General features: G+C 39.3%; 8 protein-coding genes and 1 pseudogene. 8 read left to right on the top strand and 1 reads right to left on the bottom strand.

What is annotated here, in order from left to right; all coding sequences use genetic code 11:
- Positions 1-40 precede the first annotated feature (40 nt).
- The 3 genes from MHB45_RS11155 to MHB45_RS11145 all read left to right on the top strand — a co-directional run bounded on the left by MHB45_RS11155 (position 41) and on the right by MHB45_RS11145 (position 3,638).
- On the top strand, positions 41-1,054 hold the full coding sequence (locus tag MHB45_RS11155) for a zinc-binding alcohol dehydrogenase family protein (protein WP_072273050.1): 1,014 nt from the start codon (positions 41-43) through the stop codon (positions 1,052-1,054).
- A gap of 67 nt (positions 1,055-1,121) precedes the next feature.
- Positions 1,122-2,609 (top strand): tagaturonate reductase, encoded by a 1,488-nt coding sequence (locus MHB45_RS11150; RefSeq protein WP_072273049.1) that lies wholly within the window; start codon positions 1,122-1,124, stop codon positions 2,607-2,609.
- A gap of 324 nt (positions 2,610-2,933) precedes the next feature.
- A complete protein-coding gene (locus tag MHB45_RS11145) occupies positions 2,934-3,638 on the top strand; it encodes a TerC family protein (RefSeq protein ID WP_048679653.1) in 705 nt (234 codons plus the stop codon).
- A 192-nt stretch (positions 3,639-3,830) separates the two neighbouring features.
- On the opposite strand, the gene MHB45_RS11140 is transcribed toward MHB45_RS11145, so the two are convergent.
- Complete coding sequence (locus tag MHB45_RS11140) at positions 3,831-5,312, bottom strand: aldehyde dehydrogenase family protein (RefSeq protein WP_048679651.1); 1,482 nt, start codon at positions 5,310-5,312, stop codon at positions 3,831-3,833.
- Between the two features lie 441 nt (positions 5,313-5,753).
- On the opposite strand from MHB45_RS11140, the gene MHB45_RS11135 reads away from it, so the two are divergent.
- The 5 genes and pseudogenes from MHB45_RS11135 (at position 5,754) to MHB45_RS11115 (ending at position 13,987) form a co-directional block, all read left to right on the top strand.
- Complete coding sequence (locus MHB45_RS11135) at positions 5,754-7,586, top strand: sigma-54-dependent Fis family transcriptional regulator (protein ID WP_048679648.1); 1,833 nt, start codon at positions 5,754-5,756, stop codon at positions 7,584-7,586.
- Between the two features lie 243 nt (positions 7,587-7,829).
- Positions 7,830-8,975, top strand: a complete 1,146-nt coding sequence (locus tag MHB45_RS11130) for a histidine kinase N-terminal domain-containing protein (RefSeq protein ID WP_048679646.1) — start codon at positions 7,830-7,832, stop codon at positions 8,973-8,975.
- 798 nt (positions 8,976-9,773) lie between these two features.
- Positions 9,774-11,191, top strand: a pseudogene (locus MHB45_RS11125) (amino acid permease).
- A gap of 784 nt (positions 11,192-11,975) precedes the next feature.
- A complete protein-coding gene (locus MHB45_RS11120) occupies positions 11,976-12,725 on the top strand; it encodes a hypothetical protein (protein WP_081088612.1) in 750 nt (249 codons plus the stop codon).
- 266 nt (positions 12,726-12,991) lie between these two features.
- Positions 12,992-13,987: a cation diffusion facilitator family transporter gene (locus MHB45_RS11115; RefSeq protein WP_048679638.1), complete on the top strand. Its 996-nt coding sequence runs from the start codon at positions 12,992-12,994 to the stop codon at positions 13,985-13,987.
- Positions 13,988-14,080 lie beyond the last annotated feature (93 nt).

The following is a 14,080-nucleotide window of genomic DNA, read 5'->3' as shown; positions in this document are numbered from 1 at the left end:
ACGGTTTCTATTAAGCTATAAAAAAAAGGAGTGTTATTCAGTGAAAAGTATCGTTTGTGAACAACCATTTGAATTTAAGATGATCGAATCGGAAAAACCTATTCCAAACTCAGGGGAAGCTTTGATTCGTGTGCGACGCATAGGGATATGCGGTACGGATATCCATGCCTATGGAGGTAATCAGCCCTTTTTTAGCTATCCTCGAATACTTGGCCATGAATTATCCGGTTTAATTGAGTCCATACCGGAAAATGAATCAGGGCTTAGTGTCGGGGATCAGGTATCTATCATCCCCTATATGGAATGTGGAAAATGCCTGGCTTGCAGAACTGGAAAAACGAACTGCTGTACGGATATGAAAGTGTTGGGTGTACATGCTGAAGGAGGCATGAGTGAGTGGATTACGGTTCCTTATAATCATTTGGTGAAAACAGAAGGTCTCACACTTGATCAATCCGCAATGATAGAGCCTTTAAGTATCGGGGCTCACGCAGTCAGGCGCGCCGCTATTCATAAAGGGGAATTTGCACTAGTAATTGGTGCTGGTCCCATTGGTTTGGGAGTCATGGCATTTGCTAAAGAACAGGGTGCGAAGGTGATCGCAATGGATGTAAATGATGAACGCCTTGCGTTTGCTGGAAAATGGGCAAATGCCGATTATACTTTGAACGTTATGGAGAATCCAATGGAGAAATTGGCCCAATTGACGAATGGAGATATGCCAAGCGTGGTATTTGATGCTACAGGTAATGCTAATTCAATGATGGAGTCATTTAAATATCCTGCTCACGGGGGAAGGTTGATTTATGTAGGTTTAGTTAAAGCGGATATTACCTTCAATGATCCTGAATTCCACAGTAAAGAGCTTACATTGATGGGAAGCCGTAATGCAACAAAGGAAGACTTTGATTTTGTCGTGAATACGCTGAAGAATGACAAGCTGGATATGAGCCAGTATATTACACACCGCACACATATGGATGAAATGATCAATCAATTCGAAGGGTGGTTAACTCCTGAAGCTAAAGTGATCAAGGCGATTGTCGAAATATAAGCATTAGGTATGCTGTTAGTTCGCACTCTGAATTGGATATTTCAATAAGAAAGGAGTTCTTTTATCATTGAGCATAAATAAAAGTCAACTAAAGCGTTTGCGTAAAGATACAAAAGCTGTCCAATCCTCACTTAAGATGGATTTCCCCATAAAAGTATTGCAGATTGGTGAGGGGAATTTTCTTCGGGGCTTCTTTGATTGGATGATTCATGAGTGTAATAAACAAGGTCATTTCAAGGGAAGCATTGCAGTTACCCAGCCTCGGCCTGCCGGTAAAGGGAAAATAGAAGAAGTGAAGCGGCAAGATGGACTGTATACATTAATGTTACGTGGTTTTCACCAAGGGGAGAAAGTGGAAAGTACAGAGATCATTTCCGTTTTTTCGAAGGCAATTGATCCATATGAAGAATGGATGGAATTTTTAGCACTATCAGAAAATCCTGAATTGGAATTTGTAGTTTCCAACACGACTGAAGCAGGAATCAAATATCAGCCGATACCTTTGGAAGAAGGAAAGCCGATGGAATCTTTTCCAGGAAAACTGACTGCTTTTTTGTATCACCGTTATCTGCATTTCAATGGAGATGCGAAAAAAGGATTGATCATGCTTCCATGTGAGCTTTTAGAGAGAAATGGTGATTCATTGAAGCAATGTGTTCTTAAACATGGCAGGGATTGGGATTTACCCAAGTCATTCATTGATTGGGTGGACCGGGACAATCTCTTCCTAAACTCGCTTGTAGACCGAATCGTTACAGGGTTCCCAGCCAATGAGTCAGAAAAACTATTTGCGGCATGGGGATATAAGGATACTCTGCTAAATACGGCAGAACCCTACCATTTATGGGCTATTGAAGGTGACCCTAGTATTGATCAACGTCTTCCTTTACGAAAATCCGGATTGAATGTGCGTTGGGTAAAAGATTTAACGCCTTATCAAATGAGGAAGGTACGGATACTTAATGGTTCACATACCTTGTTGGCTCCTTTAGGGATTTTATCTGGATTGGAAGAAGTGAAACAGGTAATCGATCATCCGGAATTCAACCAATTTCTGAGCAATGCCATCGAAAAGGAAATAATTCCTTCATTACCCTTTGATCAAAATGAGATGAAGCTATATGGGGAAAGTGTTCTTGAGCGATTTAAGAATCCTTTTGTACATCACCTCCTGACCGATATTTCGTTGAATAGCATTTCTAAGTTCAAAGTTCGTCTCCTGCCTACATTAGAGGAATATCAAAGGTCGAAAGGCACGCTGCCCGACTGTATCGTAAGAGGATTTTCGGGCATGATCCGATTTTATAGGGTTAATGAAATGAAGGGGACTTATCTTGGTAAAAGCTTTGCGGGTAAAGATTATGTCGTTAGAGACGATATAAAGACAATTGAATTTTTCAGTGAACAATGGCTTAGTTATGAGAGGGGGCAAATCCCGCTTAGACAATTGATAGAGGCGACCTTAAGTAATCAATATCTATGGGGGAAGGATTTGAGCGGTATCCCGAACCTAGGAAACGAATTATGCCAATATCTAGAAGGGATGATCGACTGAAATTAGCCTTTGAAAGGATTTTAGTAAAATTAATTTCATGAATATTCTCCCTATCTCTTATTTTTTTCTTTATTTTATTTGTATTTTTGGTATACTGGATTAGTGATATTTTTTCTTGTTAGTTTCCTAATGAAAAGATATTAAAAGAATTACATATTCTTATATTCCCGTGAAGGGGAGTAGCGTCAGGGATAACCTGAAATAAAGTCGTCATTACGTGGGAATCCCACCGGCTTTATTGGCCTAATTCATTTAGTGCTTAGCGAGACCTTTGCCATATTTGGCAGAGGTCTCTTTATTTTTGTGAAAAAGGAGGAAATTGTGTTGGATTTTTTAACAGGTGAATTCATTTCAGGACTTTTAGCGATCATTATGATAGATTTAGTTCTAGCCGGTGATAATGCAATCCTTATTGGATTGGCTGCAAGAAAGCTTCCGAAAGAACAGCAAAAAAAGGTGATAATTTGGGGAGCGGTCGGGGCAATAGTGATAAGGATCATCGCAACGCTGTTGGTTGTTTGGCTATTAGAGGTGCCAGGACTGCATTTAATAGGGGGATTACTTCTTGTATGGATTGCTTATAAGCTCCTTATCGATGAAGAAGAACATGATGTGAAGCCTGCAGACTCGATGTGGGCTGCTATAAAAACCATCATTATTGCAGATGCATTGATGGGATTGGACAATGTCCTAGCTGTTGCAGGTGCTTCTCATGGTAACTTCACTTTAGTGGTAATCGGTTTACTTGTATCAATTCCAGTAGTGATGTATGGAAGCACTTTGATCCTGAAACTGATCGAACGCTTCCCATTCATCATAATAATTGGTGCGGGAATACTAGGCTGGACAGCTGCTAAAATGATCGTAGCTGAACCTTTCATGCACGACTACTTTGCAAATCCATTCATTAAATATGGATTTGAAGCGATAGTGGTTATTGGAATCCTGTTTGCCGGGATTTCAAGACAGAAAAATATCGAAAAAGAAAAAGCAAACAGAGATAAAATGCAAATTGAACGTAATGGATGATGGATATAAAGAGACCTTTCGAAAATGAAAGGTCTCTTTTTTTGTTTAAGCCCTATAAGTTACAAAACAAGAAAGGTATACCAAAGCCCGTACTTTGGTATACCTTTTTGCGAATTTTTAAGCAAGCGATAACATGCATTTCAATAACGGTATTTGAGCTAAATGATCATATGGAGCGTTCACTCTTTTATTTTAGTTTAAGTTAATCCATACACTTTTGACTTCCGTATAATTATCCAAAGCATAACTGCCCATTTCCCGACCGATTCCACTTTGTTTATAACCGCCAAATGGAGAAGCTGCATCAAAAGCGTTATAGCAGTTTACCCAAACTGTTCCGGCTTTTAATTCATTAGCCACATAATGGGCTTTTTTTACATCTTGTGTCCATAAACCTGCAGCCAATCCATATTCTGAGTTATTTGCCCGGTTTATCACATCATCCAAATCATCAAAAGGCATGGCAGCTACAACTGGACCGAAGATTTCTTCTTTAGCGATTGTCATTTCATCTTCAACGCCAGCAAAAATTGTAGGTGTTACAAAATAACCCTCTCCTTGTCCGTAATTGCCCCCGGTAACCACTTCAGCTCCTTCAGACTTTCCTTTTTCAATATAACTGCCCACTCGTTCCAATTGTTCACCGGAAACCAAAGGTCCTATCTGGGTAGTTGGATCAAGACCTGCCCCCTGTTTAATGTTTTTTGCATGGGACACTAAATCAGCCACCACGTTGTCATAGGATTTCTTTTGAATATACAGGCGTGAACCGGCACAGCATACTTGTCCTTGATTAAACATGATGCCCATTAAAGCACCAGGAATGGCTTTACTCATATCTGCATCCGGTAGAATGATATTAGGTGATTTCCCGCCTAATTCCAACGAGATTTTTTTCACGGTTCCAGAAGCTTGGCGCATGATCATTTTTCCTACCGAGGTTGAACCTGTAAAGGCAATTTTATCGACTTCTGGATGGTCTACAAGCGGTGACCCTGCTGTTTCACCAAATCCAGGTATGACATTGAGAACGCCAGGAGGAAAACCTGCTTCAAGCGCCAACTGTCCTAAATATAAGGCTGAAAGCGGCGTTTGCTCCGCTGGTTTTAAAACGATCGTGCATCCGGTGGCAAGGGCTGCACCTAATTTCCATGCGGCCATAAGTAGAGGGAAATTCCAAGGGATGATCTGTCCTACCACTCCAACCGCTTCATGACGGGTATAATTGAAGTAATTCCCAGCAACAGGTATGGTTTGTCCTACTATCTTAGTGGTCCATCCCGCATAATAACGGAAGTGATCGATTGCAAGGGGGACATCGGCATTAGTGGTTTCGCCAATTGGCTTGCCATTATCCAGGGTATCCAATTGCGCTAACGCCTCTTTATGTTCCTCCATGAGGTCCGCTAATTTATAAATGAGGCGACTGCGTTCCGATGCACTCATTTTTTTCCAAGGACCATTGTCGAAAGCCGTACGGGCTGCTTTGACTGCTTTATCTACATCTTCCGGACCTGCTTCACTCACAACCGCTAAAACCTTGCCGTTTGAAGGATCGAGAGTCTCAAAGGTTTTTCCTGAAGCAGCTTCCACCAACTCCCCATTTATCAAAAGCTTTTTAGTGCCCTTCAAGAATTCTTGCACACGTGGATTGAGTTTAATAGTTTGTTCCATGTATAATACCCCTTTTCAATTGGATTATAAGTTCGATATCTTTTGGACAATGGCTCTAAGTAAAAGGATCAGGCATACTATTATGTTTTTTATCCAATTCCCTTTGGCAGACTTGCAGCAATTCTGACTATCTTGATTTCTTTCTTTCCCCCCTTTATCAAAAGGAATCAATATCTCGACATGTAATTATGCAAGACTGATGCCATAACAAAAAACCGATGAAATCAGTTAATAAGGTGGTGGAGGGAAAAGGGAAGGTGCCTTACTGTTCCATATTGGAACAGGCAGGTGTTCCAATATGGAACAAAAAAGTTTAGTAGTTCACATATGCTTGTTTTCATTTTGGTGGATATCTGAATTTTCTGTTATAATTAAATTGAAGGAACGAACCCTAAAAAAAGAAGCCGATTTACTTGATTATACATACGGGAGGATTATTCAATGTCTGTTAATATAAGCGCGGATAAAGGAACCATACCGGCATTTATTCAAGAATCATGGCAGCGGTGCATTTCGAAGGGACTTCAGCCAAGCATGATGGATAAGGAAGATATGCTTGGTGCTTTTGAGCTGGCCGAATACCACGATCGATATGCAGAACTCCTGTACCATTCTTCTCCCATTTTAGAAGAAGTTTATCATTCGATTAATGGTTTGGAGTCCATTTTATTACTTGCTGCTCCTGAAGGATATATCATCGAAACAGTTGGGGATCCAGCTTTCATCCGCCATGCAGATAATGTTTCCTTAAGAAAAGGGGCCAATTGGCTAGAAGAATCAAAAGGAACAAATGCAATAGGAACAGCCATAGTGGAGAAGAACCCTGTATTGATTCATGGCAGTCAACACTTTCATCAGGATAACCATTTCCTTACTTGTGCCGCATCGCCCATTTATCACCCTGATGGGCACCTGCTTGGAGTTTTGAACTTAAGCAGTCATCAACAGAATTATCATCCTTTTTCCATTAGCTTAGTTCAGAGGGTGGCTGATAGCATCAAACAAGCACTCTTGTTGTCCCATACACAAAAAAGGGAGAAAAACCTTTATTTTATATATGACTCATACCCTGATCCGTTAATTACCCTTGATAAAGAGGGGAAAGTTACAGATCTCAATTCAGCGGCGTCACATGTTATCGGCACATTGGAAAAACAGGTATCGAATATTGTATCAGGAACAGACCCACTTGTTCTAGAGCGGAGGGTTTCGATTAAAGACCAGGAATTCTTGGTTCAAACCCTTGGCAAAAATATGGAACATCAATCATCCGTGACCGTACGGTTAAAAAAACAGAAATTGATTGATGGATTAACAACCAATCGTTATCAATTTACCGATATAATAAGTAATGATCCGCAAATGAATCAAACCATATCCATTGCTAAAAGAGCTTCAGCGCTTGATATCAGCCTGCTAATCACTGGAGAAAGCGGAACGGGAAAAGAACTGTTCGCCCAATCCATTCATGGGTATAGCTTAAGAAGTGATAAGCCTTTCATCGCCGTCAATTGCAGCGCAATTCCTGAAAACTTATTGGAAAGTGAGTTATTTGGGTATGAAAAGGGTGCCTTTACTGGAGCAAAAAGCGGCGGGCATAAGGGGAAGTTCGAAGCTGCAGATGGAGGAACCCTGTTTTTGGATGAAATCGGGGACATGCCGCTTCAAGCTCAAGCGTCTCTGCTCCGTGTGCTTCAGGAACGAAGTGTGACGCGTGTCGGCGGACATGCTTCCATTCCAATCGATGTCAGGGTCATTGCTGCCACCAATAAAGACTTACAAAAAGAAATGGAAGCTGGAGAATTCCGTGCAGATTTATTTTTCCGCCTTTGTGGATTATCTTTAAAACTTCCAAATCTGAGGAGTCGTAAAGATTTATTGCTCTTAGCAGAATACATTTTAGCGGATTTACCTTATAAGAGCGAATATACCGAACTAACAGTCGAAGCTAAAACATTCATTTTGGAATATTCGTGGCCAGGAAATTTCCGTGAATTGCAAAACGTTCTCGGACAGGCTGCATTCCTAGCTGATAAGGGCCCGATTACAAGGGACATGCTTGTGGCACTTTGTCCTGTTTCTTCCATTACAAATGAGGAAGGGGCAATTGCCGATCGAGAACCAAGAAACTTTCAAGAACAAGAAACCCAGCTTATCAGAAATGCATTGGAACGAACAGGTGGAAATATCAGTAACGCCGCGAAACAACTCGACATCGGCCGAAATACGCTTTATAGAAAAATGAAAAAATATGGAATCAACTTTCAAAAGTAAGAGTTCCTTAGTATATAAAAAAACATGTATGATAATTTTTCTTTTAAAATCTCTCAGATTCCCGACCTGATTTGGTCGGTTCTTGTTATTGCAAGTAACTATATGCGAACATGCATACCTTGTCTCCTTATAAGCTACATTTCACTACTATAAATAATGAAGTGCAGGAAATCAAAATCTCATATAGAATGATGTTATTGATATAGTATCTAAATTTCCGTAAGGGGATGTGTGGTCAATAGTATGAAGTTGTCATCTGAACATAAGAAGTATAAATTTGTATTGATTCAATATTTGGAAGAAAAAGAATCTGAGTTTTTAAATGAATGGAACGAGACTATTAAGATCAATGAAATAGATCCCTACAAAGAAAAGATTAAAGAAAATGGTTATGGAATGTACTCACTGGTGATCCAAACGTTCAAGGAAGTACTGTCTGAAGATGTGCTGATTAAATTGGCTTACCAGGTTGCAAAAGAACGTCTTGAAGCGAATATCAACATTGGGGATTTTCTATATAATATCAATTTGGGGAGAAATATCATAATCAGAAATCTTTTTGGGGCAAATATCCCGATTAATTATATGCAGAAATTCATTAATGACATCAACTTGCACTTTGATACGTTCAGCTACCATGCAGTAACGAGATATACGAATCTTACAAATGAAGTGATTGAGGAAAAAAAGTCTTATATAAGTGAAAACCACAAAGATAAATTAGCGGTATTGGGCCAGATATCATCAAGCTTTGTACATGAATTCCGAAATCCTCTTACAGCTATCATGGGGTTCAATAAATTACTGAAGAGGGAGAACCCGGATTTGAAATATTTGGATATCATTGATTATGAGTTAAATCAGTTGAATTTCAGGATAACCCAATTCCTCCATACCTCTAAATCAGATTTTAATGAGGAACAAAGAGAGGAAATTTCAGTGTTAAAGCTAATTGAAGAAATACAAGAACTGACTTATGCAAATATTGTGGATGCCAGTGTTAATGTGGAAATAGATATTTATCCAAACTTCGTCATGACAGCGAGCAAGGATGGGTTAAAACAAGTGTTCTTGAATCTTTTTATAAATTCGATTGATGCCTTAAAAGATAAGGAACATCCAAGAATTTTGAGGATAAACTCTTTAATCGAGGCGAATGAGAGAATAATTAGAATTTCAAATAATGGACCGGCCATTGCCAGTGAATTGATTGAATCTATTTTTGAACCCTTTGTCACGACGAAAGAGTTAGGAACGGGAATTGGGTTATACGTATGTAAAAAGATCATTGAAAGTAATGATGGATATATGAATTGTGTCTCCAATGAAAATTTAACCACATTCAGCATCCATTTCCCTAAAGTCCAGAATGAGCTTATAAGGGTTTAATACATATCATATAGTGACTTTTCATATAACAATATAGTATACATATCGTTATTTTTCGAAGCATGTACAGATTTTTGATTAATAGGAAAGGCCGTTTCGGATCTGCCGGTATTTTACATAAAACCATTCAATGAAAATAAATATTTTTGGAAGATGCAAAATCATAATTTGGTTTTTGGCATCTTCTTTTTATCTCTGTTATTTTTCGGTATATAACGGTGTCGAAATCTAAAAAAAATCAGTTAAATTGTCATTTTTTAATTCAATTGTGAATCAAAAAGGGTCAATAATTAATATATGAATCAAAAAATGCATTTATGATGCAACAATGAATCGTTTTGGATTTATAAAAGCGTTAAACCCTAATTAAATAACTATCCTTTTTTTGGCATGGATATTGCTTTTATTTTTATATAGGTAAGAAATTTTAGTGAGGGAGGGTGCTTATAACAAAGAAGAGTGAGGAAAGAAAGAATAAGAGCTGGTTTTTTTACATAAAAGGACTTCACTCAACAAAAAGCGAAAGTGAAAAATCAACAACCATTGTACTTTCCGTGTAATTCATTGAGGGGTTGATGGTAGTAAAGAGAGAGTATAAATAGAAATGCATTACTGGTCAATAGAATATACGACGCGCAATATACATATAACGATTGTGAATTTGGCCTCATTAAAACTAATGATGAAACGAGGATAGCACTGTAAACATTGTTTTTTTGAATGAAAGATTTCTACTAGGGTACCCATGAGCAGTGGTTTACTGCTTACAAAACGGTAAATTGACAGTTTTAAAGGATGGTGACAATAGTGGCACTTCAAACAAATGAATTGAAACATGGTCTCAAGACCAGGCATGTCACAATGATTTCTATTGGCGGGGTAATTGGGGCAGGACTATTTATCGGAAGCGGAACCATAATTGATTCAGCAGGACCTGGTGCGATTTTATCGTATATAATCGCAGGATTGATGATCGTGCTTATAATGCGTATGCTGGGTGAAATGGCTGTTGTAAATCCTGATAGCGGATCCTTCTCAACATATGCACATCAAGCATTCGGTCCTTGGGCCGGGTACACGATCGGCTGGCTATACTGGTTCAACTGGGTTATCATCATTGCTATTGAAACTACGTTATTGGGAACTATGATTCATGATTGGTTTCCTGGTATACCTATGTGGGCTGCCAGTCTATCATTCCCTATATTAATGACGATTACGAATATCTATTCAGTCAAAGCTTATGGGGAATTTGAATACTGGTTAGCTTTCATGAAAGTGGCTGCCATTGTAATATTCCTCTTCCTTGGTGCCGCCATGATTTTTGGATTGGTTCCGGATTTGATTCACCAGGCCTTTCAAACATTACTGGAGAGGGAGGATTTTTACCAAAAGGTTTTCTGCCTGTCCTTCTTAGTGTGATATTCATCACTTTCTCTTTATCGGGAAGTGAGGTAGCTGCCATTGCTGCAGGAGAGTCTGAAAACCCTGAAAAGAACATTATTAGAGCCATAAACAGTGTCGTATGGCGTCTTCTTCTTTTCTTTGTTGGTTCAGTTACTGTGTTGGTTCTCGTAATCCCCCAAGGTGCTGAAGATTTACTGAAAACCCCCTATGCCAGCGTATTTGACATGGCAGGCCTGCCGGCAGCGGGTCAAATCATGAATATCGTTATCTTCACTTCATTGCTTTCTGTTTTGAATTCTGGCCTATATACAAGCTCTCGTATGTTATATTCTTTATCAAAAAAAGGTGATGCACCGAAAATCCTTTCCCGAGTGAATAAGCGGGGAATCCCGATTTGGGCGTTAATGGCAAGTGTTTTCTTTGCTTATGTGTTCACGACATTTAAATTTGTTTCCCCTGATAAATTGTTTGCTTTTCTCGCAAACAGCTCGGGAGGAGTCACGATGATCATGTATATCTTTATCGCCTTTTCTCATCTATATTTACGGAAAAAGACGGAAAAAGAAAATCCCGGGACACTTAAAGTGAAAATGTGGCTATTCCCTTATTTAACCTATGCGACCATTGCCGTCTTATTTATTATATTCGTTGCTCAGGCGTTTATTGATTCCATGAGATTGCAATTCTTTCTTACAACCCTTCTCACGATTCTAGTTATTGGGTCATACTTTCTGTTTTATCATAAGAAAAACGTAATTGCTGCTGAACAAGAAGAAAAACTAAAAAATATCCACGTTAAGGAAGGGTGAGGAATGTAGTCGTTTTGTCCGATTATAGAGAAAAAAGATTGACTATTCTAATAAAAGACTCCCTTTAGTGGGCAGCTCCGTTTGTCGACTATAGGGGTTTCGAAATAGTCTCTTCCCAACAAACCATGATTTTAAAAGAAGACTAAGTTATCCTTCATGTTTTTTACTTTTTTTCGGGGTTTGTACACTTTGGACGTTGATTTCCACTCAAGGCACTCGCTTTCCTCGGGCGGTCCCGGGAGCCTCAGCGGCGCTCTTTGCGCCTGTGTGGTCTCCCTTGGACGCGCTTTTCCCGCAGGAGTCTCGAACACCCGCTCCAATCAACTGGATTGTTTATTAAGAAAAAACTGTAGGTTGGTCTCATCCTGAACCATGTTAAAGACTATTTTTACTTCATGGTTTTTACTGTTTTATGAAACCATCCTCACTTGATAGAAGGAATTTGCAACAATCCTGCCGAATAACTGGCTTGCCGAAATCCTACAGGCGCCTGCTTTGATGAGGCTTGGTGGAAAGGGAGCGGATTTCTGAAATCAACTGGAACTTTATTTAAATATAAAATTGCAGGCAAAGGCTCTTTTGAATTTGTCTACAGCCTGGGCTGCCCTTAGTGGGCAGTTTTTTTTCTGGTTCCAAAAATGATTGCATTCATTTCATGAGGGCGTTTATGTATGATCGTAACCATGACTGCCACCCCCTCTGATCAATTATGATATTCATTCATTTGCAACTTTGAAATCCTTTGCTAGAATATAATCTATAGAAAAGATTAGGAGTGGTGACTGTGGCTGAAACTCCAGCTGAAGGTTTGATTCATTATATTACACCAAAAGGAGAGTATATCCCTTTTTTAGATGATACGGACTATATCGCTAAAGGATTGGAATGGAAATTATTCACTGCCCGTTCGGTTAAAAGAGAACTATTATATAAAAGCGGAAGTTTTCAAGCAAAAGTCAAATTGGCAGGTTATGAACAATATGGCAACGGACTTGACACTGTAGTCGTTCAATTTGAAAATGGTAAGCTTAGCTGCATTAACCCTTCCTATTTAAAGGAAATGCAAAGCTCCAGTTTCGGAAAAGAACTGTTGAGTGGCCCGGTTTCCGAAACAGCTGCAGTTTCAAGTGAAACTGAGCAGGTGGATGAAGCACCAATTACGGAAAACGCCGATCAGCCAAGTGAAGAACCAAAAAAGGCAAAAACCAAAACTAAAAAAACAGCAAAACCTAAGCTGGACTTGCCTGGGGAAAAAGTGCATTTCACCGCGACCGTCAAGGAGTTCGCGGAAAAAATGAACCATTTCACTGGTGAAGAAGATGAAGTCATACTCTTGGAGAATGTCAAAGTGACAACGGAGCCTGAATTGACTATCGGCGATGCTTGGTGTGGATATAGCAAGACATTAAAAAAAGCTGAGCTCGAAGAAGGAGACGCAATCGAATTTGATGGAAAAGTGGTCGACAAAAAATACAATAAAGAAATACGCTATAAAGTAAATAATCCATCCAAGTTAGTGAAAAAAGAAGGATGAACACACGAAGTTATTGGATGATTTGGAGTAAGCCGCCGCTTACTCCTTTTTTTATTGCCGTATTCAGGCATCTAAAGAAATGAATGATTACATGAACTTATTAGAATAGATGCGTCCACCACTGGAATATATTCGTTTGTGGGAGATACAACTTATAACCTTTCTCCAATCGTATTGGTTTTGGGTTTGTGGTTTCATATTTTCCCGTGTTGGGGATAATACATTATGATCATGCTTTTATAAAAAAGATGAGGGGGGATTTTTATATGAAAGAATTATTTCGATTATTGAAACAAGGTAATAAATCGGCGTTCATTGCTGCCTGTGTGAATAGTATCATCGCAGTGCTAAAGGGGATTGCCTATTTCATGACAGGAAATGTCGCGATGTTCGCAGAAACTTTACATACTTTGGGCGATGCTGCGAATCAGTTTTTCGTCTTCATTGGTTCCGCACTAAGTAAAAAGTCACCAACTGATCGATTCCCTGATGGTTTTGGACGTTTGGTTAACCTTGTATTACTAGGGGCAGTATTGGTTGTCGGGATCATGTCTTATGAAACGATTAAAGAAGGGTTCCATCACATTTTGCACCCTGCAGAATCAACTGGTATCCTTATTAACTTGTCCGTCCTTTCGTTAGCGGTTGTGTTGGAATCATATGTATTATTTAAAGCGATGAAAGAAGTGGTCCATGAGACTGGCATCGAAGCTAAAGGGGCAGCCGTCATATTCAAGAGCTTTTCTGGTTTAAAAAGGGCAAAACCAGCGACGAAATTAGTATTTATGGAAGATATGGTTGCGACCGGTGGCGGCGTACTTGCGATAATTGCCATTTTATTAGCAAACTTCACGCCTTTTATCCAGGCGGAAGGAGTTGCTTCCGTCATGATCGGTCTTGGTATGTTCTATGTGGTTGGAAGGGTTTTTCTTGACAATGCTGCAGGTGCTCTTGGGGAAGCCGATATTGAAATGCGGCAAAAAATTGGAACGATGGTCATGGATGATGCAGACGTAAGGGATATACAGAAACTGGCCGTAATAAAAGAAGGGGAAGACTTTCATGTTGAACTTGAAGTTGAACTGGATCCCCATATTTCAATCGCACAGGCGGACGACATTAAAGATCGGCTGTTTAATCAGATATTAAAGGAAAGAGGGGTAACGGATGTCATTATAGAATTTGATGAAAATGATGGTATCCCAAAATGGGAAGGTCAGATAAAAAAAGAATTGAATGAAATGAAAAAAGACAGCGAGTAGAAATATTGGCAGAATACAAAGTGTCATGATTAGGATAATTGTGTGATTATAAATCATGACACTAATGATAATGCCTGTTCAATTCATCACGTA

The organism is Peribacillus sp. FSL K6-5616 (genome assembly GCF_038008245.1).
Lineage (GTDB): Bacteria > Bacillota > Bacilli > Bacillales > DSM-1321 > Peribacillus > Peribacillus frigoritolerans.
The sequence above is the reverse complement of the archived record's forward strand: the minus strand, read 5'-3'. Positions and strand labels throughout refer to the sequence as shown.